The 24997-nt window shown below is 58.1% G+C and carries 21 protein-coding genes; 10 read left to right on the forward strand and 11 right to left on the reverse strand.

All coding sequences use genetic code 11. The annotated features are described in order from the left end of the window. Positions 1-68 precede the first annotated feature (68 nt). Positions 69-2588 carry a GcvT family protein gene (locus tag IEX04_RS03160; RefSeq protein ID WP_188683618.1) on the forward strand — a complete coding sequence of 840 codons (2520 nt, stop codon included), beginning with the start codon at positions 69-71 and terminating at the stop codon, positions 2586-2588. A 115-nt stretch (positions 2589-2703) separates the two neighbouring features. On the opposite strand, the gene IEX04_RS03165 is transcribed toward IEX04_RS03160, so the two are convergent. After that, positions 2704-3051: a winged helix-turn-helix transcriptional regulator gene (locus IEX04_RS03165; RefSeq protein ID WP_188683620.1), complete on the reverse strand. Its 348-nt coding sequence runs from the start codon at positions 3049-3051 to the stop codon at positions 2704-2706. A gap of 71 nt (positions 3052-3122) precedes the next feature. Here IEX04_RS03165 and IEX04_RS03170 point away from each other — a divergent pair, with 71 nt between their 5' ends. Beyond that, positions 3123-4130, forward strand: a complete 1008-nt coding sequence (locus IEX04_RS03170; protein ID WP_188683622.1) for a zinc-binding alcohol dehydrogenase family protein — start codon at positions 3123-3125, stop codon at positions 4128-4130. A 403-nt stretch (positions 4131-4533) separates the two neighbouring features. Here the strand turns inward: IEX04_RS03170 and IEX04_RS03175 are convergent, their stop codons facing one another. Together IEX04_RS03175 and IEX04_RS03180 are read right to left on the reverse strand one after the other, a co-directional pair. Next, the gene (locus IEX04_RS03175) at positions 4534-5421 is read right to left on the reverse strand and encodes a bifunctional 5,10-methylenetetrahydrofolate dehydrogenase/5,10-methenyltetrahydrofolate cyclohydrolase (RefSeq protein ID WP_188683624.1); all 888 of its coding nucleotides are present in this window, start codon (positions 5419-5421) and stop codon (positions 4534-4536) included. Continuing rightward, positions 5418-6032: a cyclodeaminase/cyclohydrolase family protein gene (locus IEX04_RS03180; RefSeq protein ID WP_188683626.1), complete on the reverse strand. Its 615-nt coding sequence runs from the start codon at positions 6030-6032 to the stop codon at positions 5418-5420. The genes IEX04_RS03175 and IEX04_RS03180 overlap by 4 nt, the downstream gene beginning before the upstream one ends. Before the next feature lie 295 nt (positions 6033-6327). Between IEX04_RS03180 and IEX04_RS03185 the strand changes: the two genes are divergently transcribed. Together IEX04_RS03185 and IEX04_RS03190 are read left to right on the forward strand one after the other, a co-directional pair. Continuing rightward, complete coding sequence (locus IEX04_RS03185) at positions 6328-6546, forward strand: hypervirulence associated TUDOR domain-containing protein (RefSeq protein WP_188683628.1); 219 nt, start codon at positions 6328-6330, stop codon at positions 6544-6546. Further along, positions 6543-7091, forward strand: coding sequence for a DUF488 domain-containing protein (locus IEX04_RS03190; protein ID WP_188683630.1), 549 nt, complete (start codon positions 6543-6545; stop codon positions 7089-7091). The genes IEX04_RS03185 and IEX04_RS03190 overlap by 4 nt, the downstream gene beginning before the upstream one ends. 13 nt (positions 7092-7104) lie before the next feature. Here IEX04_RS03190 and IEX04_RS03195 read toward each other — a convergent pair whose 3' ends face one another. After that, a complete protein-coding gene (locus tag IEX04_RS03195) occupies positions 7105-8061 on the reverse strand; it encodes a LysR family transcriptional regulator (protein WP_308422393.1) in 957 nt (318 codons plus the stop codon). Between the two features lie 221 nt (positions 8062-8282). Here IEX04_RS03195 and IEX04_RS18680 point away from each other — a divergent pair, with 221 nt between their 5' ends. From IEX04_RS18680 to IEX04_RS03210, 3 genes are read left to right on the forward strand one after another with little or no spacing between them, the layout of a single operon-like run. Beyond that, entirely contained in the window at positions 8283-10604 is a 2322-nt protein-coding gene (locus IEX04_RS18680) for a PrpF domain-containing protein (protein WP_268236907.1), read from the forward strand. Positions 10605-10614: 10 nt separating this feature from the next. After that, positions 10615-12783, forward strand: coding sequence for a tripartite tricarboxylate transporter permease (locus IEX04_RS03205; protein WP_188683634.1), 2169 nt, complete (start codon positions 10615-10617; stop codon positions 12781-12783). 27 nt (positions 12784-12810) lie between these two features. Continuing rightward, a complete protein-coding gene (locus IEX04_RS03210; protein ID WP_188683636.1) occupies positions 12811-13185 on the forward strand; it encodes a universal stress protein in 375 nt (124 codons plus the stop codon). Positions 13186-13293: 108 nt separating this feature from the next. On the opposite strand, the gene IEX04_RS03215 is transcribed toward IEX04_RS03210, so the two are convergent. From IEX04_RS03215 to IEX04_RS03245, 7 genes are all read right to left on the reverse strand, one after another. After that, positions 13294-14088 (reverse strand): SdrD B-like domain-containing protein, encoded by a 795-nt coding sequence (locus IEX04_RS03215; RefSeq protein WP_188683638.1) that lies wholly within the window; start codon positions 14086-14088, stop codon positions 13294-13296. An 88-nt stretch (positions 14089-14176) separates the two neighbouring features. Continuing rightward, positions 14177-15874, reverse strand: a complete 1698-nt coding sequence (locus IEX04_RS03220; protein WP_188683640.1) for a hypothetical protein — start codon at positions 15872-15874, stop codon at positions 14177-14179. A 119-nt stretch (positions 15875-15993) separates the two neighbouring features. Then, positions 15994-16296, reverse strand: coding sequence for a hypothetical protein (locus IEX04_RS03225; RefSeq protein WP_188683642.1), 303 nt, complete (start codon positions 16294-16296; stop codon positions 15994-15996). 316 nt (positions 16297-16612) lie between these two features. Further along, complete coding sequence (allB, locus tag IEX04_RS03230) at positions 16613-17995, reverse strand: allantoinase AllB (protein WP_188683644.1); 1383 nt, start codon at positions 17993-17995, stop codon at positions 16613-16615. 148 nt (positions 17996-18143) lie between these two features. Further along, positions 18144-19937: a glyoxylate carboligase gene (gene gcl, locus IEX04_RS03235; RefSeq protein WP_188683646.1), complete on the reverse strand. Its 1794-nt coding sequence runs from the start codon at positions 19935-19937 to the stop codon at positions 18144-18146. 256 nt (positions 19938-20193) lie between these two features. Beyond that, the gene (locus IEX04_RS03240) at positions 20194-21090 is read right to left on the reverse strand and encodes a 2-hydroxy-3-oxopropionate reductase (RefSeq protein WP_382344611.1); all 897 of its coding nucleotides are present in this window, start codon (positions 21088-21090) and stop codon (positions 20194-20196) included. Between the two features lie 38 nt (positions 21091-21128). Next, complete coding sequence (locus IEX04_RS03245; RefSeq protein WP_188683650.1) at positions 21129-21929, reverse strand: hydroxypyruvate isomerase family protein; 801 nt, start codon at positions 21927-21929, stop codon at positions 21129-21131. Positions 21930-22366: 437 nt separating this feature from the next. Here IEX04_RS03245 and IEX04_RS18995 point away from each other — a divergent pair, with 437 nt between their 5' ends. The 3 genes from IEX04_RS18995 to IEX04_RS03255 all read left to right on the forward strand — a co-directional run bounded on the left by IEX04_RS18995 (position 22367) and on the right by IEX04_RS03255 (position 24948). Continuing rightward, on the forward strand, positions 22367-22492 hold the full coding sequence (locus tag IEX04_RS18995; RefSeq protein ID WP_268236908.1) for a hypothetical protein: 126 nt from the start codon (positions 22367-22369) through the stop codon (positions 22490-22492). Positions 22493-22659: 167 nt separating this feature from the next. Then, positions 22660-24189: an NCS1 family nucleobase:cation symporter-1 gene (locus tag IEX04_RS03250; protein WP_188683652.1), complete on the forward strand. Its 1530-nt coding sequence runs from the start codon at positions 22660-22662 to the stop codon at positions 24187-24189. 15 nt (positions 24190-24204) lie between these two features. Further along, positions 24205-24948 carry an aspartate/glutamate racemase family protein gene (locus tag IEX04_RS03255; protein WP_188683654.1) on the forward strand — a complete coding sequence of 248 codons (744 nt, stop codon included), beginning with the start codon at positions 24205-24207 and terminating at the stop codon, positions 24946-24948. Positions 24949-24997 lie beyond the last annotated feature (49 nt).

Consider the following 24997-nt stretch of genomic DNA (forward strand, 5'->3'; position numbering starts at 1 on the left):
TGCCGGACCTTCTCGAAATACTCGCAGCATCTCAATTCTCCACACCACACAAGTTTTAGGAGTCCACCGTGTCTGTTTCATCCCCACGGGTAGTCATTATCGGAGCCGGAATCGTCGGCGCCAACCTGGCGGACGAGCTCGTCCAGCTGGGCCACACCAATACCTTGGTGATTGAGCAGGGGCCGTTGAACCTGCCCGGTGGTTCCACCTCGCACGCCCCCGGACTCGTTTTCTCCTCAAATCCTTCTAAGTCAATGACCGCGTTCGCCCAGTACACCATCGAGAAGCTCACCTCGCTGGTGGGTGCCGACGGCCGCGGCTCCTTCCTTCCGGTCGGTGGATTGGAAATCGCTACCACCGAGGCCCGTTTGCAGGATTTGCACCGCCGTGCCGGGTGGAACCGCTCCTACGGCGTGCAGGCCGAAGTCATCGAGGCCGCTGACTGCCTGAAGAAATTCCCTATGCTCAACCCCGAAAAGGTACTTGGTGGCCTCTTCACCAAAAATGATGGGCTCGCTCTGGCTAGCAAGGGAACCTCGCTGGTCATCGAGCGGGCGCAGGCTGCCGGAGTCGAATTCCGTGACGGCACGGTGGTGACCGATATTGAGCAGTCCGGAGGCAAGGTCACCGCGGTGATCTGTGGTGAGGACCGTTTCGAAGCTGACATTGTGGTCTCCTGCGCAGGGTTCTGGGGACCAAATATTGGCAAGATGGTCGGCACCCCGATCCCGTTGTTGCCGCTGGGTCACCAGTTCGCGTGGACTACCCCGGCTCCGAGCTTGGCCGGAATCAACGAACAACCTGCCGGCGCTACTCGTCCAATCTTGCGTTACCAGGATGGCGACCTTTACTACCGCGAGTGGGGAGATCGTATCGGTATCGGCTCCTACGCCCACCGTCCGATGCCGGTAGATCTTGACACCTTGGCCCGCTACGCGCCGAGTGAGATTACCGAAGAGCGGATGCCTTCCAGCTTGGCATTCACCCCTGAGGACTTTGCCGCCGAGTGGGAAGCGACCCAAGAGTTGCTGCCGGATCTGCGCAACACTCAGATCCAGCGCGGTTTTAATGGAATCTTCTCTTTCACCCCGGATGGCGGTTCGCTGGTCGGTGAATCCCGCGAGGTAGACGGGTTCTTCGTTGCCGAAGCCGTCTGGGTCACCCACGCCCCCGGCATTGCCCGTGCGGTAGCGCAATTGATTACCAGCGGTCAGTCGGAAACGGATCTGAGCGATTGTGATCTGAATCGTTTTGAAGACGTGCAAACCACTAAGGAATATGTCAGCGAAACCTCGCAGCAGAACTTCGTTGAAATCTACGATATTCGCCATCCCCTGGAGCCACGGCTGAAGCCACGCAATGTGCGCACCAGTCCGTTCTTCGCCCGGCAGCAAGAACTCGGTGCCTTCTTCTTAGAGGGCACCGGATGGGAACGCCCACACTGGTACCAGGCCAATGCCGCACTGCTTGATCAGCTACCGCAAGAGTGGGCTGCGCCCGCTCGTGATCAGTGGTCAAATATGTTCCACTCGCCGATCGCCGCGGTGGAGGCATGGAAAACACGTACCGCGGTGGCCATGTTTGATATGACACCGCTGAAACGTGTGGAAATCACCGGCCCCGGTGCCGGACAAATGTTGCAGGGGCTCACCACCGCAAATATGCTCCGTGCCCCCGGCATGGTCAGCTACACCTTGCTGCTGAATTCCGCCGGCAGTATCACCAGTGACATTACCGTCGCGCGCATTTCCGAGCAGCTCTATCAGGCGGGTATTAACTCCAATGTTGATGTCGCCTACCTGGACCGCGAAGCGCGTAAGTTCAACGAGGCGAACCCGGGCCAGTGGGTGAGCGTCCGCGATATCACCGCCGGCACTTCCTGCATCGGGCTCTGGGGTCCGTTGGCCCCAGAGGTGATGGCCAAGGTGAGCGAAGACGACCTGAGCAATGACGGGCTCAAGTACTTCCGCACCAAGCAGATCTCCATCGCCGGCATCCCGGTCACCGCGATGCGCCTGTCCTACGTGGGCGAATTCGGCTGGGAGCTCTACGCCTCGGCGGATGTCAGCGCACGGCTCTGGGATGTCCTCTTCGAAGCCGGTCAGGAACACGGCATCATTGCTGGTGGACGCGAGGCGTTCAACTCCATGCGATTGGAAAAGGGTTTCCGCTCCTTCGGTACGGATGTGACCACCGAGCACGAGCCAGAACAGGCGGGCCTAGGCTTCGCGGTGAAGGCAGCCAAGACCGCGGACTTCGTGGGCAAAGATGCGTTGGCTTCACGTGCCGCGGCGGCCACCACCAGGTTGCGGTGCCTGACCATCGATGATGGAACCTCGGTCGTCTTAGGCAAGGAACCGGTGTACGTCGATGGAGTTCCGGCCGGATACGTGACCAGCGCGGCCTACGGGTACACGGTGCGTAAACCTATTGCTTACGCCTGGTTGCCTAGCTCGGTAGAAACTGGGGATAGCGTGCAGATTGAGTACTTCGGCAGATTGCTGACGGCGAGCGTGGTTGATGATCCACTATATGATCCGCAGATGGACCGGCTGCGTGGTGTCACCTTGGCGGTCACCCCGAGCTAAATACTGCACCTTACCCATAGAAGAAGTGCAGGTTGTGCCCCGGAACCGCATTGTTCCGGGGCGCAACCTTTTTCTCAGCCAGCCACAGCGCGGCTATGCGCGGAGAAATAATGAATTAGTGGGTTCCCACGTTGTGCTCAACCCACGAGCGTAGCTGCTTCAGTGGTTGCGCTGCACCGAGTCCGAGCTGGGTCAGTTCATACTCCACCCGCGCCGGCACTTCGGGGTAAATGGTACGGATGAGAAGGCCGTGGTCTTCCAGCTTTTTAAGCGTCTGCGAGAGGACTTTTGTACTGATTCCTTCTAGCCGGCGTTTGAGTTCCCCGGTGCGTTGCGGTCCATCTTCTAATGCGCCGATAGCCAGGGCGCTCCACTTGTTCGCGAGCAAATCGAGCATGTCGCGGCAAGGACACATGGCTGCGTACACATCATTACGCTGGTAATCCTCACTCAGTTCAGTCATAGACTGATGCTATCAAATAGATACTAAGTGCCCTTGCGGGTAACTAGTGCCCACGGGAGAGGATGGTTTACATGAAAACTACGACAGCCATTGGCTACACACAAAACCTGCCAGCTACTGACCCTAAATCACTGATTTCTCAAGAAATTGAACTACCTGAACTGGGCCCGCATGACCTGCTCGTTGCGGTCGAGGCAGTTTCGGTGAACCCGGTGGATATGAAAGTGCGTTTAGGCACCCCCGCCGACGGCTTTAAGGTGCTCGGCTTTGACGCCGCAGGTACCGTTCAAGAAGTCGGCTCGGCCGTGACGCTATTCGCCCCGGGTGACGAGGTGTACTACGCCGGCAGCATTGACCGGCCAGGCACCAATCAGCGCCTGCACCTTGTTGACGAGCGGATCACCGGACGCAAACCTGCGACACTGAGCTTCGCCGAGGCTGCCGCGCTCCCGCTGACCGCGATCACCGCTTGGGAGACCTTGTTTGACCGGCTGCAGTTGACCGAGCAATCCACCGGAACACTATTGGTAGTCGGCGCAACCGGCGGTGTCGGATCGATCATGCTCGCGCTGGCCGAAGTTCTTTTGCCTAAGGTCACCGTGATCGCCACGGCTTCCGATGATGAGCGAGCCGCCTGGGCTCGGGATCTCGGAGCAGAGAACACCGTGAACCACCACGAGGATCTGGCCGCCCAGGTGCTTACACTCGCGCCCCACGGGGTGGACTGGCTGTTCACCGCACACTCGGAAGGACAGCTGGAAACCTACGCGCAGATTGTCCACCCCTTCGGCCAGGTGGTGGCGATTGACGATGGTTCGCGCGATGTCTCGCCGTTGAAGAGCAAGTCCATCAGCTGGCATTGGGAGCTGATGTTCACTCGCGCGCTGTATCAAACCGCCGACATGATCGAGCAGCACCGGTTGCTCAATAAAGTGGCTGATCTAGTGGATCAGGGCCAGATACGCACCACGGTCACCAGCACGCTCACGCCCATCTCAGCCAAGAACCTGCGCCACGCACACGAGCTGATCGAGAGCGGACGGACGTTGGGCAAGCTGGTTCTCACCGGCTGGGAGTAAGGCATTCTGCTCAGGCGTTGCCCCGCCAGCTGATGATGTTTCGTGATGGCGCCATGGTGAACGGGTACCTGGGAGATCCAGAATCACTGCCAGCGTCCTTGAGGGCCGCATTTGATGCGGTGCTTATGACTGCGGTTGCCTGATGAGTCTTTCCTGAAGCCCCGGCTTGAGATTCTTTAATTTAACACAACACACAACACACAACACCGCCGCACCATCGACCTTCCTCGGGATGATGCGGCGGCGAACATCCGACGCAGTGACGGCCAGCGATTCCACCAAGGATCTTGGCCCGTGCGTGATGTCAGCTATGGGTCCACCAGGTAATTGCAGTTACCGCGTTCCTTTGATGAGCCTGCGGGCTGGATTGCCCAACAAGCACGCCAAGTTGGCGGCCTGACAACTACCGGCCTACGCTCATCTGGCACTCCCCTCGACGACTACGTTCAAGGAAATTGACGGCCGCTTGAACCGTGTGCAAAAGCAGCAAGGCAGTGGTCACGGTGCCCACTCCCCCAGGCACAGGACTTAACGCCGAGACCAGTGGTTGCACCGAGTCAGCCTGCACATCCCCGGTGAGCCCACCGGATTCGGTCACGTGAGTTCCTACGTCTATCACCACCGAGTGTGCTGCCACCTCATTAGCCGTCAGTAGGTGAGGTTGCCCAGCGGCTACTACGCACACCTCGGCCCGACTGGTATGTTCAGCCAAATTGACGGTGCGCGAATGGCAGATGGTGACCGTCGCATCGAGTTGCAACAGTAGTTGCGCTAAGGGCTTGCCAACCACTGTGGAACGACCTATCACCGCCACATGTTTGCCGGCCAGCGGGATCCGATAGTGTTCAAGGATTTCTATCACCGACCGCGCAGTAGCTGGGGCGAAAGCCTCTTGTCCAACGCTGAGCTGGCCAAGACTAACTGGGTTGGCCCCATCAATATCTTTGGCCGGATCTATCAGCTTGACCAGTGACGATGCGTCGATTCCTTGCGGAAGCGGGGTTTGCAAGATGATGCCATGAATTTGTTCATCGGCATTCAGTGTCTTGATTGTTTCGGCGAGAGTCTCTGCGGTAGCTTCTCCGAGGTCAAGTACTTCGCAGGCCACCGCAAGCTTTGTTGCAGCCCGAGCGATCGAGCTGACGTACCAATTGGTGGCTTGATTATCCGTAGCTACGATGACAGCGAGTTTGGGAGTGACGTGCTCAGTGGCTAGTTGTGTAACGAGGTCACCGATACGCTGACGAACTTTTTCGGCTACCGGTTCACCGAGTAATAAGCGCGCGCTCATACGGTGACCGCCGCGCGAACCTGATCGCTGAGTAGTTCTGCTTCGGCGATGGTTGCCATTGCTTGATTGACGGTGTCGCTCAGTCTTTCGCGATGCTTTTGATCGTTGAGCGCAGCGATATTCATTTGGAGGGTTACTACCGCGGTACGTGTTGCGGCGCGGGCGGCTTCTGCCGCGGCTGCTACGTCACTGAGCACCGACGGGTTACCTATAACTAATAAACGTTGGGCGAGTGTTACGACGACAGCCGAGATTTCCACGGTGCTGACCAAAGGTTCACTGGCGACCACGGTAGCTTCTTGAATCGCTGCCGAACGTTGCACGGTTTGATCTTTTGGTATTCGATAAGCGTTGCTCAGTTGCCCGAAACAGCGTTCGTCTTCTTGCGCGGCATACAGTGCAGAGCGCATCAGAATGCGAGCACGCTTGGCGATTTGCTCAGCTTCTGCTTCAACGTCGCGAAAACGTGGGCCGGCGGTAAATTCGGCCACCATAGACACCAAGGCCGCACCTTGAGCAACCTGCATGGCCGCGGCCGCACCACCTCCCGGGGTCGGCGCCTTAGAGGCCAGCCGTTCGAGGTAGCTGGTGACTGTTTCGCTGGAAATCAATGAGGTCCCCTTCGGGCCGGATGAAGCACAGATGCTGATTCGGGTTACTGATATGTCGTGGCAACGCGGGCGCAGATACTCTATAACGAGATCCGAAGTGCCGGCCCAGACCACCTTAAGTTCTATTAATATCCGACTGGTATATCAGAATACTTTGAAGCCTAAAACAGATACCAATGACAGGTCAAGGGTTTTTAACTTCGGACATCCTCTCCGGCTGTCCGGGAAACTAGGACACCACCTAATGACACCACCAGAGACAGATGCTTGAATGGAGAGAACGAAAGGGGACAACATGACGCACGCGCTTTCGAAAGGTGATCACGTCTCGTGGAATTCCGAGGCAGGCAGGGTATCCGGCAAGATCATCACGGTGCATACTTCCGACTTTGACTACAAAGGTCATACTCATCGGGCGTCAAAAGATGACCCGCAATATGAAATCAAAAGTGACAAGACTGATCACGTCGCCGCACATAAGGCCGACGCGCTGAAGCTGCTCAAAGATCAATGAGCGGCGTGACCACACCACGCATCTGGACCATCGGGCACTCGAACCGGGCACTGGAAGAATTCACGGACCTGCTGAAAGAAAATTCAATCAAACAGGTTCTGGATGTTCGGAAGCTGGCAGGCTCAGATAAATTCCCACATTTTAATTCAGATGTCCTGACCGAATCCTTGGACGCAATGGGCATCAAGCTGTGGAAACTCGAACCACTGGATGGCCGGCGCACAGTAAGCAAGGAAATTCCCTTTGAGGTCAACGCATGGTGGGAGAACCGAAGTTTTCATAATTACGCGGATCACGCGTTATCCCAAGAATTCACCGAGGCCCTAACCGAGTTGCGCGACGCAGGATCCTCGCAGCGCACAGCGGTGATGTGTTCCGAAGCAGTATGGTGGCGCTGTCACCGCAGAATCATCTCAGATCATTTGCTAGCTCATCACGTTCACGTGCTACACATTATGGGTCCAGGCAAAACCGTGAACGCCCAGCTCAGCGCCGGCGCTGTCCTTGATGAAAACACCGCAGTTCGGTACCCGAAACACGACTAGCCCGCCGGCGAACCTAGCGAATCCAGGTTTGAGCCATTTCGACCAGCAACGACTGGAACGCGTTCTCCGCTGGCGCCCGAACTCGGTCCCGGCGCTGAGCCAGAACCACACTGCGCGGCGCGGCAGCTTCACCCAGTGACAGAATCTTGACCCCGGGATGGTTATTCATCACCGCGGATTTCGGCGCCAAGGCAATACCCAAACCCACGGAGACCATTGCTTGTGCTTCCTGATAATCATTTGCTTGAAATGAAATCTTCGGAGAGAACCCGGCAGTGTTACATGTACGCTCTAGAAGTTCGGCCACCGGATGCTCGTTCGCGCGCACGATCCACTGTTCATGGGCCGTATCGACCATGTCAATCTCATCGAGCTGCGCAAAAGGATGCTCAACGCCAACCACAAGTACCGTCGGCTCCGTGAACAGAGTCGTCAGCTCAAAGTCTGCACGGTTCAACTTGTGCCACTCATATTCCCAGAGTAATCCCAAGGAGATCTCCCCCTTGGAAAGCAGCGACATAAGCTCCTGCAATCTAGTACTTCGCACATCAAGATTAACCGAAGGGTACAACTTGCGGAATCGGCTAATCACCAACGGCATGAACGAACTCCCGAGAGTAGGGAAAGTCCCTAAGCTCAAGCTTCCGCTTTTGAGTCCCGCCAACTGATCCAGGTCTGCAATCGCGGCATCCATCTGTTGCAAGATACGCCTCGCATGTGATGCAAGAACATGACCTGCGTCGGTGGGCGTCATGCCTCGCGCGTGGCGCTGAAGTAGGGGTTGGCCAACCTCTTCTTCGAGTTTTCGCAGCTGCTGGGAAACTCCCGACGGAGTATAAAAAAGTTCATCCGCAGCCGAGGTGACGGAACCACCCTCGACTACTGCGAGCAATATTTGCAATCTCTTTACGTCGAGCATGTCGCCTCCATGTAGCAATACTTCAATATACTCCAGAATCACAACATTCACTGGATTCACTTCTAAACTTTCAAGCACTTCTACATCTTCATCGCGCTTATGTGGCAATTCTTGCCCTCGGCATCCCCTAAGAAGTCTAGAAATTCAGCAATGCTTCAATCTAATGCATTTTTTGTAACTACTAATACATTCATCTTTAACGGATCATCAATACATAACGAACGTGCGGCACGTCACAAACGGCGCTCGGCGCGATGATCTCGATAGATTAGGTGAGTCCAATTAAGCGATTAGTTAAGGCTACGTGGATGCGTGGGGGGACCAGCAAATGCTGGGTGTTCGAGCGAAGTGCGCTCCAAATCCCAGGCTTTACCGTTGATGAGGTCCTCTTGCGCCTCTTCGGCTCCCCAGACCCGCGCCAGATCGACGGTGTTGGCGGCGGAAGCTCCACTACCAGCAAAGCCGTCATCCTCAGCCCCAGCAGCGAACCCGGAATCGACGTCGATTACACCTTCGCGCAGGTTGGCATCGAGCAGGCAGTGGTTGATTGGGGCAGCAACTGCGGAAACTGCTCAGCGGTCATCGCTCCCTACGCAGTGGAACAGGGCTGGGTCAACGCCGTTGCTGGTGAAGTTTCGGTACGTATCCGTAATACCAACACCGGCCAGGTGCTGCACGAACGCATTGCCGCCCCGGCCGCCGAAGAGCCGGCCGGCACCTACATCCCAGGCGTACCTTTTCCTGGCGAAGCGGTAGAAATCGGCTTTGTGAATCCCGCTGGAGGAACCACCGGAAAGCGGCTTCCCAGCGGTGAAGCTCGCACCGTGCTGGACATACCAACGGTTGACGGTGGCGCATACGAGAATCTCGAAGCTACCCTGATCGACGCTGGAGCCCCGGTGATCATCATCAGTGCTCAGGACGCCGCACTTGGCGAGGTAGATTTTTCTCTCTGGATCACGCAGTCAACCAGTGAACTAGCGCGCTTGGACCGGATCCGGCGCGCTGGAGCTGTGGCCATGGGCCTCGCCGTGGACATCGCGTCCGCGCAACGTGCGATTCCCAAGCTCGCAATCGTGGACGCTCCCGGCACCGAGTCGGGATGCGACTTTAAAGTCATGATGCTTTCAATGGGTGCACCGCATCCGGCGCTGGCCATCACCGGCAGCGTGGGACTCACCCTGGCCGCCAGAACCCCGGGGACAATCATCGCTTCACTGCTGAGTGGTGAAGCGGAGGAAAGGCTGCGCCTGCACACTCCCGCCGGCGTCATCGAAACGTGGTACCGAAACATCGACGGGTCCGAGGTCGTGGGAACCACGCGCACTGCGCGTCTTCTCGCCGAGGCGACCTTGAGCTTCGACCCGGTCATGAGCCCAGCAGACGGCCCGGCGCAGATCCACCTTGCCTCCGAGCTCGTCGAAATCGACGAACCGTTGATTCCCGATTTCGAGGACACGCATCTGGTTGATCCCCCACCGCATAAGCGCCGCACGGTCTTCGCCTCGGTCGCAGTGTTCGCCGCGCTTGGCCTTGGCACGACGCTGATCGCCGGAGGGCTGCTCAACCCGCCGGCAACCACCACCGACGGCGATTATGCCGGAGAAACTCTGGAACTGGTTATCCCCTTGGCAGAAGGCGGCGGCACCGACACCTGGGCTCGCTTCATCGGCCAGGAACTGATCCACCAGATCCCCGGAGTCCCCGGGTTCGCACCGATCAACGAATCCGGCGGTGAAGGCATCACCGGTAGCAACCGTTTTGCGAGTTCCGCGGATGAGAACGGCACCGAGCTTCTGGTCAGCACCGCCACCACGGTAGTGCCCTGGGTCTTGGGTCGTGACGTAGTGCGCTACTCCTTCGACAAACTGGAACCGATCATGGTCAACGGCACCGGCGGGGTGATCTACGGACGCACCGAGGCCGGAATTAGCGACGTCAGCGACTTAGTTGATCGAGACAAGCCACTGGTCTTCGGCGGCATCGCCGCCACCGGGCTGGATCTGACCACTCTGGTGGCCTTTGACCTGCTGGGAGCCGATATCTCCTCAACCTTCGGCTTCGAAGGCCGCGGACCGGTGAATCTTGCCCTGCAGCGCGGCGAAGTGGATATCGACTACACCACCACATCCTCCTACGATTCGGCCGTTCGTCCCATCGCCGAAGATGGTTCGGCGAAAGTTCTGATGTCCTTCGGCCAGCTTGATGAAAACGGAAAGGTGGTCCGGGATCCAAACTTCCCCAAGGTGCCAACCGTGGTGGAAGCCTACGAGGAAATCCATGGCGAAGCGCCCTCCGGCCCTAAGCTCGAGGCCTACCGGACCCTGCTCGGCTTGACCTACACCTACCAGAAGGGTTTATGGGCTCCGCACGATGCACCGCCGGAAGCAGTTGAACTGCTGCGCGAGTCGGCGCATAAGCTCTCGGAAAACGACGAGTTCAACGACCGCGCCGAAGACATCCTCGGCGGCTACCCGATCGTTGCAGATGACCAGCTTGCCGAGCGAGTCAAGGAAGCCTACACCGTCAGCGAGGAGACCAAGAGCTACGTCACCAGTCTGCTCAAGGACTCCTACCAAATAGAAATTCACTAAGGAGCGAACAATGCTTGATTCTGCAATGTCCGCATTGGCTTCGCTGACGGACCCCGCCTTGCTGCTGATGCTGCTGGTCGGCGTGATCGCCGGCTTAGTCATGGGACTCATCCCAGGCCTAGGCGGCACTGCCGCCGTGGCCATCTTGCTGCCGATTACCTTCGGCATGGAGCCAGCCCCCGCGTTGGCAATGCTCATCGGCGCCCTTGCCGTAGTCCACACCTCCGACACCGTCTCGGCGGTGCTGCTCGGAGCCCCCGGCTCCGCCTCGGCATCGGTCACGATGCTCGATGGTTATTCCATGGCTAAAAAGGGGCAGGCTAAACGGGCGCTCAGCCTGGCCTTCCTCTCCTCCATGGCAGGCGGCGTCATAGGCGCCATCGGGCTGACCCTGGCCATCCCGCTGGCTAAACCACTGGTGCTCTCCTTCGCCAGCCCGGAGCTGTTCATGCTCACGGTGCTCGGCGTGGCGCTGGCCGCCGTGCTTTCCCGCGGAAACGTCATCAAGGGCCTCACCGCAGGTGCCCTCGGACTCATGGTCGGCATGATCGGCACCTCGCCGACCACCGCCGAGGAACGCTTCACCTTCGGTTCGCTCTTCCTGGGCGACGGGCTGTCGCTGGTCGCGGTGGCCCTGGGCGTCTTCGGCCTGGCAGAAATCGCTTCGCGTGCAAGCCAGCGCCGTGGAGACAGCACACAGGTCAAGGTTGATGGCGGCTGGGGCTCGGGCATCCGAGAATGGCTGACCCACTGGAGCCAGGTACTGAGAGGCGGCCTCATCGGCATCTGGGCAGGCATTCTTCCCGGCGTCGGCGCAACCGCCGGCACCTGGCTGGCCTACGGCCAAGCGGTAGCAACCGCCAAGGACAAGACCCAGTTCGGCAAGGGCGATCCCCGCGGCATCGTCGGCCCGGAAAGCGCCAACAACTCGGTGGAAGCCGGCGACCTGATCCCGACCTTCCTATTCGGCATCCCAGGCGGGGTTCCCTCGGCAATGCTGCTGGGAATGCTGCTGACCTACGGCATCCAGCCCGGCCCGAGCATCATCAACGAGCACCTCGATCTGATGTACTTGATCATCTGGTCCTTCGCGATTGCCTCGGTTCTGGGAGCCCTGCTCTGCTTCCTGACGGTACGCCCACTGTCCTCGCTGACCAAGGTCCCCTTCGCCATCTTGGCCGCCGGCCTGGTAGTCATCATGCTGCTCGGCTCCTTCCAGGAAAGCGGCCAGATCGGTGACCTGTGGATCATGCTGCTGCTCGGTGTTGCTGGCTGGCTGCTGAAGTCAACCGGTTTCCCACGCGCTCCATTCCTCATCGGTTTTGTGCTGGCTATTCCGCTGGAGCGCTACTACTTCCTGACCGACAGCCTCTACGAAGGTTTTGATTGGATGCTGCGTCCGGGCACCATGGTGTTCATCGCAATCCTTGTCCTTCCAATTCTCTGGAATGCCTTCAAATGGTTCCGCGCCCGCCGCAAGCTCAACGCCGATGATGATTCACTGGCCGAAAGCGCCCCGGATGCCGAAGCTCCGCTGAAGAACTCGATCTGGTCACTGGTGACCTCCGCAGTACTGCTGGTAGTTTTCTCCGGTTCACTGGTGCTCTCCGCGGGCTATTCCCCAGATGCACGGCTCGTTCCACAACTGATCGGCTGGCTCGGGGTCATCATGGCCTTGGTGCTTGTGCTTCAGGAGCTGCGCTCACGTAAACGCGTGCTCGCCTCGATGCGCAAGGTCTCGGTGAGCACCGCGCTTTATGCGACCGCTCCAAACGGGGTCGAACAGCTCGCCACGGGAACCACGGCACTGCGTCCAGGGGGCCATCAGGCGGTGGGCGACACGATCACCACCACCGGCGGCCCTTCAACCGGTTCGTCAGATCCTCAGCACCGGGCAGTTGATAACGTCGGCAAATTTGGCTGGGGTGCCCGCTGGACACAGGATGCCTCCTTCGCCTTCCGCACCTTCGTTTGGATGGGAGGGTTCCTCCTGCTGGCTGGTCTGATTGGCTACCTTGCGGCCATCTCGATCTTCATCCCCGCGTTCTTGCTTCTGGTGGCCAGAGCACGAATCAAGACAACGATTATCTACACCATCGTGTTCTTCGTCCTCATGCTTGCGCTGCCTTCTCTGCTACCAATCGATCTCCCGCAGGGACTTCTGACCTCATGGCTGTAACAGCCCGTTTTCGAAAAGGAGAAACTCATGGCCATTTTGGCTTGCTATAGCGACACCGATGCGGGACGCGCGGCCATACGCCGCGGATTCGCCGAAGCTCACAAGGCTCAAGATTCTTTGCTCGTAGCCAATCTTGAAAAAGATCCGGTCACCGAAGATCAGCTGGGCATTGATCTGAACACCCTGGCAGACTTTGGTGTTCCGGTAAGAATCTTGCCGCCCACCGCGACCGTGCATGATGGTGCAGACTTCGTGCTCCAGGCCGAACAGGAACACGACGTTTCGATGATCGTATTAGGCCTTCGCAAACGCTCACGAGTGGGGAAACTTCTTATGGGGAGCATTGCCCAGCGCATATTGATCGAGGCTGACTGCCCGGTGCTGGCGGTCAAAGCAAAATAACTCGGTGTCCGACAAACACAATTCTAGAAAATAACCGCGTTAACTAAGTGGTGCCCGGGTCCCCCCAAGGGAATCCGGGCACCACTTTTTCATCACCTCAACAGCTGATTAGCTGTGGCGGCCGCGAGTGCGGCGGGCCAAAACTACACCTGCTGCTGCCAGGAGCAGACCGAGAACCAGCAGCGACATGGCCGTAAAACCAGTGTCAGCCAGGTTGTCCTCTTCCTTGGGCTTCTGCGTCTGCTTTGGTTCCTCAGAACCATCAACGGACTGCGAAGCCGAAGGCTGATCAGACGTCTCGGGAGGAGTTGGATCCTGTGAAGGATCTTCGCTCTTCTCCGGCGACTGCGTCGGATCTTCCGAAGGGTTCTCGGTTGATTCCGTTGGAGTCGACTCACTTGGAGTTGGCTCCGTCGGATCTTCCGAAGGCTCCTCAGTTGGATCCGTAGGAGTCGACTCGCTCGGAGTCGGCTCAGGAACTTCGTCTAGGTAGAAGCCGAAGTCGAGGGTTCCGTCGTGATCTCCATCTTCGTTCAGGCCTTCAGACTTGGCCTCCCAAGTTGAAGAGTCCTCATCTCGATCGGAACCATTTTCCTTGGTCGGCAGGTAGCCGTCCAAAGCATCGGCGGATTCGTCCCGGTCAATAACTACCGTGTACGACTGACTATCCTTCAGGACCGGCAGGTCCTTGAAGTTGTAGAAGCCGTTCTCATCGGTGGTTACCGGGCCGACAGGATTGCCGTTGATATCAACGACTTCCTTACCGTCCGGACCGATCAGTTTCAGAACGACGCCTTCAATTGGGTCTTCATCGTCATCCTGAATTCCGTTGCGGTCCTTGTCAACCCAAACGTAGTCACCCAAGGAAACCGAAGGTTTCTCAGTTGGTTCCGTAGGTGCCACAGTCGGCTCAGTCGGCTCAACAGTAGGTTCCGTAGGCTCCACAGTCGGTTCAGTCGGCTGCGTTGGTTCCACAGTCGGCTCAGTCGGCTCAACAGTAGGTTCCGTCCGATACAACACGCTGCCGGCTCATCTGGTGGACCAGTTTGCCCGCCGTTGCAGGCAGGGCCAGGATGAATTTCTCCGCGGCGAGCAAATAGGCGTGCACCGGCCAGAATTCATCCATGTCTGGAGTTCGGGAAAGTTTTGACAGCTCGCTTCGCGCCAGTTCCGCGTCAAGCATCCGCAGAGCAAGGCAGGTACGCGCCAGGATTGCGTCACGTTCCACCATGTCCTGTCCCCAGCCGACCCGGGAGATGTGCTGTTCGTGTTCGCTCAGGTAATCCCTGGCGGTATCTGCGTGGCCTTCCAGCGCATGAAGCAAGGCCAATTTCCCGGCCGGATCCGCAGGCAGGAACGCATTGCCGGTCCTGCGCGCAGAGTCCAACGACAGTTCGTAGGACTGTTGCGCTTCCGCGCCTCGCCCCGCCAGGAATAAGCTGCTTCCTGCTTGGGCATGGACCAGCGCTGCGAGTGAAGGATTCCCAGTGCTTGCATCGGACGCTTTATGGAGCGCACTGCGCATCCGCAGGGCTGATTCCCCGGCTTCCGCGTACATGCCGTTCATTCTCAGATAGAGCATTTCCATCAGGCCGATGGTGACTGCCTGGGGATCAGGATTCAGGTACAACCGATCCGTTTCATGCCTCAGTGCCTGGGCCAGCGGGTTATTTGCGTAATCCATCGCCAGGCGAGGAGCCTGGAGCCCGGAGTCATTGCGCATGAACTCGCCCAAGATCCGCAGACCCAGTCCGAAGTAGGTATTCCTTCCGGTGATGGCCGGCGGAATCCGGGAAGCGAGCTTCATGAACTTCTGCAGATCCAGCAAGAGCAGCTCATCCCACTTCTCAGTCACCAACCGATTCAGCACACTCCACCGCCGCTGCTCAAGCGCGGCTTCTGCCGTTGCCAGCACCCCGTGCACGCTGGTAGCAGCCTCAAGAGCGGCTGCTTCGAGAAGCTCCATCCGTTGAGCCCCCGCCAGCTGGACTCGCTCCAGCAGAAGCTCCCGCACCATCGATGGCATCATCCAGTCTTGCTCCGCGTTCTCCTGCAAAAGCCCGCAGTGGACCAGATCATTCACGGTGTGCGGATCGGCGTGCAAATGGCTGTAGAAGATCTCCACGGTGGCGTCGTCGAAGACCGGCAGGATTGCCGCTTCCGACAATTCCTTGCCCGGATCACTGTGCGCCAACCACATCGACAATGCGCCACGCAGGGTTTGGCGTGCTGGCTCAACGGAATGCAGGTCGCGTACCAGCAGCTTGACCGCTCCAAGCCAGCCCCCGCATTTGCCGTAGATTTCGAGGGCTTCCTCCTCCGATCCAGCGATGCCTCCAAGCATCGCGGAAATTTCGCCGGCGTTCAGGAGCAGGTCACGTTGCTGGGCAAAAAGAATCTTGGCAGTCAGCGCCAAATGCCAGACCGTATGCTCCGGCGAAAGCACGACTGCTGCGTAAAGCTCAGGGTCCTGGGAAAGCTTCCGGGAAATCGCTTCAAGTTCCGCGAGTCCTTCGAATTCCCTCGAAGAAAAGTCGTGAACGGTACCCCGCCGGTCACCGATCCAGGATTTTGCGAACCAGGTCCGCCCAGTGCCTGACGCTGCCCGCACGAGCAAAAGGCGTGATTGGGGATCGGCCCAGCCGGTAAAGCGTCGCAATGCTGGAGGCATCTGGGTTTCTTCAGTCACCCGTATACCTCCAGGCAGTCGTCGCGTGGGTTGAGTCAAATGCAGTCCAGCTTAAAGCTTGAGATTATCAATCCCCTGTTTGACTTACCACTATCTTGCCACTTGTCACCAAGCCGTCCTCACTTCCGCTCCTCGAAGCTGTGCTTCATAGCTCCTGGTCGGCGTAGATCTCCGAGCACCGACAGCACGTCGATGCGTGGCGCAAGTTCTCCAGACTGCACCTTGGGAGGAGTTGCTGCAGCGGATTCAGCACGCTCCTTAACCTCGGGCTGACGGCGCCAATGGAGATAGGTTTTGATCCCGAAAGCCAGCAGCACGGCCAAGACAATGAGACCGAGGATCAAGGATGCTTGAACGGCCTCACCCAGAGCCAGGTCGTCGATATCCTTGGTCAGCATCGAGGCAGCAGTATTCGCGATCATATCCAATTCCTGTATTCAGAGTTACGACTGCTTCATCCCCATGTGGCTGCCAGTCTATGGGCTGCACGACGGAATAATCCGGCGTGCCGGAGAATCGATATGCCTTTGTTATGTATTCTCCGTACGCCCGGCGACCAATCAATAAATGCCCTGCAATCCGCGGGACAGAAAACCCCAACTCAGCGGTGTTCTACGCAGAGTAATGTGGGTTAGGCGCGCAGGCATTAAAAAGCTCCCCAGATGTTGGTTTCTGATTTCTCAGTTCAACTTCAGGGGAGCAGTTCATGACAGGACGGGAGTCTCTGCCGGTGGAGTCCTAGCCTTCGCGGGTGATCAGTTTCCCCTTGGGCGTCTTGAAATCAACGTCTGCACCGGCAACTAGAGTCGATCGCACTACGCCGGCCAAGCTTTTGCCCTGGTACGGAGAGATCGGGTTCTTGTGGTGCAGCTTCGCTACGTCCACTTCGAAGGTTTCTTCCGGAGCAAAGAGCGCAAAGTCTGCGTCGTTGCCCACCGCGATAGCACCCTTGTGGCTCAGCCCGGCTAGCGCCGATGGCTTAGCCGACATCCACGCGATGACCTGCTCCAGTGCGATACCGCGCTTTTTGGCTTCGGTCCAGATCAGCGGCAGGCCAAGCTGCAGCGACGCGACGCCGCCCCAAGCCACGCCGAAGTCCCCGTTTTCCACGTCCTTGAGGTCAACGGTTGAAGGTGAATGGTCCGAAACGATGCAATCGATGACGCCATCTTGCAGTCCCTGCCATAGCAATTCGCGGTTAGCGGACTCGCGGATCGGTGGGCAGCATTTGAAGGCGGTCGCGCCGTCCGGAATATCCTCGGCCAGCAATGTCAGGTAGTGCGGGCAGGTTTCCACGGTGAGTTTCACACCCTCCGCCTTGGCTTCCTTGATCATCTCCAACGCATCCGAGCTGGACAGGTGAAGCACGTGGGCGCGTACTCCGGTCTTGCGAGCGCGCTCGATGACCTGCGCAATGGCAGTATTTTCTGCATCGCGTGGTCGTGATTCCAGGAATCCCGAGTATTTGCCGCCGCTGGCGTCCGGGGCATGGTCAATGATGTCCGAGTCCTCGGCGTGCACAATCATCAATGAATCGAAGGACTTGAGCACCTCCATATCTTCTTCCATCTCATCAACGCTCAACGAGGGGAATTCATCAACACCGGAGTGCAGCAAGAAACATTTGAACCCGAATACCCCAGCCTCATGTAGATCTTTCAGGTCTTCTTTATTGCCCGGTATCGCTCCACCCCAGAAGCCAACATTAACGTAGGCCTTGGTGCTGGCAGCTTGGCGCTTGATGTTCAGTGCTTCGAGGTTCACCGTTGGCGGGATGGAGTTTAGTGGCATGTCCACAATCGTGGTGACGCCACCGGCGGCAGCTGCCTTGGTGGCAGATTCGAAGCCTTCCCATTCGGTACGCCCCGGCTCGTTGACGTGCACATGCGTGTCGACCAGCCCAGGTAACAGCACCTCGTCGGCGGCCACCTCGATCACGCGACTGCCTTCCAGCGCGACTCCCAGCGCTTCGATGGCGACGATCTTTCCGTCGCGAACTCCGATCTCCCGAGGAGCAATACCTTCGGCGGTCAGCACCTGCTGGCCGCACAGCACCAAATCGTAGGTGTTATCGGTGGTGGCTTCGGACGATGCGCGTCCAACAGCTTCGTTGATGCTCATGAGGCGTTCCTACTCGTTGATAGCTCAGGTTTTTGATGCTCGGCAGCTCTATGCCAAGTCTAGATTGCTGTGGCGCGGGGCACATCCATATTGGTGAACCGGTGTCCCGCGCCGAACTTTGCAGGTGGCAGGTCAGCGACGACCGAGATCAGGCACTTACCCTGGTGCCAGAAGTCATGGGCACCAACGCCGAAGGCGCATCCCCGACTTCCAAGGCAAGATCTTCAAACTCGTTGATCCCATCCAATTGCGCGCCCATAGAAATATTCGTGACCTTTTCCAGGATCACCTCCACCACGACCGGGACCTGATGCTCCTCGGCCAGTCGGTTGGCCTCGGCAAAGCCTTCGGCAAGTTTCGCCGGGTCGGTGACTCGTACGGCCTTGCAGCCAAGCCCCTCGGCGACCTTGACGTGGTCCACCCCGTATCCGTTGGTCTCCGGGGAATTGATGTTATCGAAGCCCAAGGAGACGTGATAATCCATTTCAAAGGGACGCTGGGACTGGCGAATCAAACCAAGGTAGGAGTTGTTGACTACTACGTGTACGTACGGCAGTTTGAACTGCGCGCCCACAGCCAACTCCTCGATCATGAATTGGAAGTCGTAGTCACCAGATAACGCGACCACCTTTTCGCCCGGCTTACCCCGCACCACGCCCAAGGCAGCAGGTCCGGTCCACCCCAACGGGCCTGCCTGCCCGGCGTTGATCCACCTGCGTGGACCGTAGACGTGCAGCATTTGCGCGCCGGCAATCTGACTGAGCCCAATAGTGGACACATAGGTGGTGTCCTGGCCGAAAGCCGCGTTCATTTCCTGGTACACGCGCTGCGGTTTGATCGGGATATTATCAAAGTTCGTCTTGCGGTGATTCGTAGCCTTGCGGGCAGTACACTCATTTGCCCAGTGCGAATAGTCCGGGATGGTGCCCGCACTCTTGCGCTCGCGGACAATCTCCAAGATCGCATCCAATGCTGCCGAAGCGTCCGAGGTGATTCCCAAATCTGGGGAGAACACCCGGCCTATCTGGGTCGGCTCGATATCCACGTGAATGAACTTGCGTCCTGCGCGGTAGGTGTCCAAACCACCGGTATGACGATTAGCCCAGCGATTGCCGATGCCCAGAACGACGTCCGAAGCCAGGAAGGTTTCGTTACCGTACTTGGTGTGCGTCTGAATTCCCACCATGCCTGACTGCAACCGGTGATCATCGGGAATGATGCCCCAACCCATCAGGGTTGGAGAGACCGGAATGTTCAGCTCTTCGGCTAGCAGCACCAGCTTGTCGCTGGCATTCGCGTTGATTACACCGCCGCCGGCAATGATGATGGGACGCTTGCCACTGAGCAACAGATCCACGATTTTCTCAGCTTGGCCGCGAGTAGCTCGCGGTTTGGTGGGTTCCAATGGCTCATAGGCGTCGATATCAAAATCGATCTCTGCCAGCTGCACGTTAATTGGCAGGTCAATCAGTGCCGGGCCGGGGCGACCCGAACGCATGATCTGGAAGGCCTTGGCAAGAGTACCTGGAACCAGGCCCGGTTCGAGCACGGTGGTGGTGTACTTGGTGACGGGCTTGGCGATGGATTCGATATCTACCGCTTGGAAATCTTCCTTATGCAAAACATTGGTGGGCGCCTGGCCGGTGATGCACAACATCGGGATCGAATCCGCGATGGCCGCATACAGACCGGTGATCATGTCGGTGCCGGCCGGACCGGAAGTACCCAGGCACAATCCGATCTTGCCGCTGGCCCGCGAGTATCCGTCTGCCGCGTGGCTGGCACCTTCGACGTGGCGGTGCAGGGTGTGGCGAATTCCGCCGTGCTGCCTCATGGCCGAGTACAGCGGATTGATTGCTGCGCCGGGTAAGCCGAACGCTTCGGTGGCGTCTTCCTTTTCCAGGATCAGCACGATGGCATCTACTGCGCGCATCATAGGCATTTAAATCACACATCCATATCGATGGTTCGGCTCCGAACGGAGCGGTAAAAAAGAAGAATGGGGTAGACCTGTGGCGGGCCGACAAATTGATTCGTCGTCACACACCACCCCGAGCACCGGAGGCCGGACCCGAACTGGAACGAAGGACACCACCTGATGGCGAAGAAAAAAATTCACCAGCGGGTGGGCCGGCCACCGAAGGTAGGCGTAGAACCCGCCACAGGAAGTATTTGCGAGCAGAGAATGGGTAAGGGTCTTACTCGCTCTGGCCCGAAAGGCGTTGTACGCCGCGGAAGAGTCCGGAATGGTCTAGCGCCCCGTCACCACTGGCCACGGTGGAGCCGACCAGCTGAGCTACAAGTGCTCCTAGGGGCAGCACCACCCCGGCTTCGCGTGCCGCAGAAGTCACGATGCCCATGTCCTTGTGGTGCAAGGCAAGTCGGAAGCCTGGCGCAAATTCACGATCTAGGATCTTTTGACCCTTCTGGTCGAGGACCTTGGAACCGGCAAGACCTCCGCCGAGGACCTTCAACGCCGAGTCGGTGTCCACTCCATAGGCTTCGAGGAAGACTACCGCTTCGCTCAACGCCTGGATATTCGCCGCCACGATTAGCTGGTTAGCCGCCTTGACCGTCTGACCGGAGCCGGAGGGGCCCACCAAGACGATGGTTTTTCCCACGGCTTCGAGTACCGGTTGAGCTTCGGCGAAGTCTGCGGGTTCGCCACCGACCATGATGGATAGCGCGCCGTCAATCGCACCTTGCTCGCCACCGGATACCGGTGCGTCCAGTGGTCGAAGCCCAGCCTCGCGGGCTCGCTTAGCCAGACTCACGGAGACGTCGGGACGTATCGAGGAATTATCAACCCAGATTGCACCGGGTTTGGCGTGTGCGAACAATCCCTCGGCTCCGGTGGTCACCGATTCGACGTCCGGGGAATCGGGCACCATCGTGATGATGACGTCCGCATCCTTGACGGCCTCGGCGATAGATTCGGCCCCTTGCCCACCTGCGGCAATAAGTTCCTTAGTGGCCTTATCGCTGCGGTTGAATCCGGTGACGTGAAAACCGGCGGTAATCAGGTTCTTAGCCATGGGCAGTCCCATGATTCCCAAGCCAATAAAGGCAACGTTCTGCGACATTTGATGCTCCAAAGTTTGTTGGCGGTGAGCGCTCAAGGCGCAGAGATTGATTAGGAAGCTTCGACTTCTGCGGTGCGCAGCCAGTCGAAGGCTGTCTGCGCACTCTGCTTATATTCCAAGGCAACGAGACCGGCGTAGCCCAGCTCTCGCGAACGTGTAATCCAATCCAACAACGGCAGGTCACCGGTTCCCGGTGCACCGCGTCCTGGCGCATCGGCTATTTGGATGTGGGCGAAGTCCTTGGCATGCTTTTTAATCACTGCCGCTACGTCATCGCCGTTAACTGCTAGGTGGTAGAAGTCGGCGAGCAGGCCAATATTTTCGCCACCCGACTGCTTGACCTTTTGTACCACCGCTAGCGCGTCGTCCGCGGTTTTTAACGGATAGGCTTCGGTGCCGGATACCGGCTCAATCAATACGGTTCCACCGATGCGTGCAACACCGGCGGTGGCGATCAAAAGGTTCTCGACGGCTAGCTCATCCTGAGCCCGGGCAGAAGATTCCTTGTGGCGATTTCCGTAGAGCGCGTTGAAGGATTTGCAACCGGTGGCCTCCCCGATGGCGCTGACAACATCTACGTTCTCGCGGAATTCTGCGCCGCGCCCAACCCACGAGACGAGGCCGCGGTCCCCCGCTGGCATATCACCGGCGAAGAAGTTTAGTCCGTCTAGCTGCACTCCGGCGTTCTTGATTGAGCCGAGGAACTCATCTACCTGCTTGTCCGTTGGCACGGCCACATCAAAAGGCCACCAGAATTCGACACTGTCGAAGCCCGCCTGCTTGGCGGCATCGGCACGCTGGTTGATAGGTAGTTCGGTGAGCAGAATCGAGCAGTTCAGAGTATAAGACACTGGATTTCCCTTCGAAACCTTTTTTAAAGATTCCACTTCATGGAATCTTTGTCTTGCTTTATGAAAACTGTAGATCTGAATTTGAGTTACTGTCAACCCCCATGCAGCATGCATTACACGCACATCAAGGCCTCCCGATGGACGACTCCGCGAACGCCCCCAGGGGGGAGGGGCCTGCTCTAAGTGGCGCCACGGCACACAAAAAGTGCAGACGACGCTAGCGACTTCTTGACGGCCACGCTTCGCGCCCACGGGCGGGTGCGCCGACGCGCTTTCTCGAATTTCGTTTCCAAAACACTAGTCAACATGGTTTCAATATAATTCCACACAGTGAGATTAGGATTCTCTATTGCGGTAATGTGACGTACCGCATACAGTGGATAAACAATTGATGTGGCACACATCTCGGAGTGTATTTCACTTACTCAGGAGCAGCCATGAGCAAACAACTCATTGGGATTCACGCAGAAAAGCCAGCATGGCGTCTGCAGCACGAAGCTCAGCCCGTGGTGGGCACGCCAACCGAGTTCTATCTGAACTTCGGCCAGCCTATTTACCCGTAACGCGTCCGCATCTCCCCTGCTCTGGGGCACGAACACAGTTACCCCGCAAGGCAAATACAGGCACGTTTCATTCCTGCGCGCTGTCGATAGCTAAGTTACTCCCGGTCGGTCCTCGTCCGCCGAAAAAGCCTTGAGCTACAGCACGCTCCTAAGAATAGGACACCACCATGGCGCACCAATTACCGGAGACCACCTCCGCGCCGACGCTCTTCACCCATTCGCATCCCCAAGGAATCGATCCCAGTAACCCGCATGAGCTCAGCGCTTCGCTGTACAACGAAGATCTGGCACCCACCACTCGCAAGGGGCGCACCTGGAATTCCTATAGCATCTTCACCCTCTGGGCCAACGATGTGCACTCACTGGGCAACTACGCATTCGCCATCGGCCTGTTCGCACTAGGCATGAGTGGGTGGCAGATCCTTGCCGCACTTGGCATCGGCGCGATCTTGCTTTTCGCGCTATTAAACCTGTCCGGGTTCATGGGCGAAAAGACCGGTGTCCCGTTCCCCGTCATGAGCCGAATCGCTTTTGGAATCAACGGCGCACAGATTCCGGCGCTACTTCGCGGGGCCGTGGCCATTGCCTGGTTCGGCATTCAAACCTTCCTCGCCTCCCAGGTACTCAGCGTCATGGTGATCGCCTTGGCGCCGGGCGCGGCCAGCTTGCAGCAGACCAGCTTCCTTGGCCTAGACACCCTCGGCTGGATTTGCTTCGTCACCCTGTGGGCCCTCCAACTGGTGATTGTCAGCTACGGCATGGAAATGATTCGCAAGTACGAGGCCTTTGCAGGTCCGGTCATTTTGGTGACCTTCTTAGCACTAGCCATTTGGATGCTTTTTGAATCGGGCTTCAACGTCTCGATGACCACCGGTGAATCGCGCTCCGGCCTAGACATGTGGGTGGGCATCTTTGGTGCCGCCGCCCTATGGGTCTCCATCTATGGAACATTTGTTTTGAACTTCTGCGACTTCACACGCGGGGCTTCTTCAAAGAAGGCCATTGTGCGCGGCAACTTCTTCGGCATTCCGTTGAACATGCTGTTCTTCGGTGCGATTGTTGTCGTGTTGACCGGCACCCAGTTCTCCATCAACGGCGCGGTCATCAGCTCACCGTCAGATGTTGTCGAAGCGATCCCCAATACATTGTTGCTGGTCTTAGCTTCCGGGGCGCTTCTGATTCTCACCATTGCGGTAAACCTGATGGCCAACTTCGTGGCTCCGACCTACGCGCTGACTAACCTGTTCCCGAAGAAGCTGAATTTCCGCACCGCCGCCTTGATTTCAGGCGTCATCGGCTTGGTGATCCTTCCTTGGAACTTGTACAACTCTCCGGAAATTATCAATTACTTCCTCGGCGGACTCGGCGCCCTGCTCGGCCCACTATTCGGCATCATCATGGCCGACTACTGGATCGTTCGCCGGGCACGGATCAACGTTATGGACCTGTACCGCACCAATCCGGAGGGCACTTACTACTTCACCCGCGGAGTAAATTTCCGCGCGGTGGCCGCCTTGGTGATCAGTTCCGTCGTCGCGCTGCTGCTGGCTTTTGTTCCTGCACTGCATGTTGTGGGGCCATTCGCCTGGTTCCTGGGCTCGGGTGCCGGCGCCATCGTCTACCTGCTCATGGCTAAGCGCCGCATCGACCTGGCCGACATCGACGGCGAAGCTATCGCAGTCACCCCGAAGCACTGATCCAAAGGAATCCAAATGCGCATTCTTGTTGTTAATGTGAATACCACCGCGTCGATGACTCACGCGATCGGTGAATCGGCCCGCAAGGTCGCCGCTCCGGGCACCGAAATCATCGAATTGACCCCCGACTTTGGGGCCGACTCCTGCGAGGGAAATTTTGAAAGCTACCTTGCCGCCATCGCCGTGATGGACAAGGTTCTGAATTACCCCGGCGAGTACGACGCGGTCATCCAGGCAGGTTATGGCGAGCATGGCCGCGAGGGCCTGCAGGAACTACTCGACGTTCCAGTCGTTGACATCACCGAGGCGGCGGCATCAACCGCCCAGTTCTTGGGGCACAAGTACTCGGTGGTGACCACCTTGGACCGCACGGTTCCGCTAATTGAGGACCGTCTGAAGCTTGCGGGTCTGACCGATCGGCTCGCCTCGGTGCGAGCCAGCGGGTTGGGAGTCTTAGAACTTGAATCGGATCCCGAACGGGCAGTTGCCGCAATTGTGGAGCAGTCACGCCAGGCCGTAGAAAACGACAAGGCCGAGGTCATCTGCCTCGGCTGCGGAGGCATGGCAGAGCTTGAAGCCCGGGTCAGCGAAGCGACCGGTGTGCCGATCGTGGATGGAGTTCGGGCCGCGGTGACGATCGCCGAGTCGCTGGTGCGGATGGGACTGAGCACCTCCAAGGTGCGCACCTACGCCACACCGCGGCCTAAGACGATTACCGGCTGGCCCATTTCCCAGGCCACCCGGACCGTGCACGCCTAAACCATCCAAGGCAAAGATGTAGCCAAAGCCAAGGTCTGACTCAGAGTTT

Origin of the sequence: Glutamicibacter ardleyensis, from assembly GCF_014644555.1 — a bacterium.
GTDB classification, from domain to species: domain Bacteria; phylum Actinomycetota; class Actinomycetes; order Actinomycetales; family Micrococcaceae; genus Glutamicibacter; species Glutamicibacter bergerei.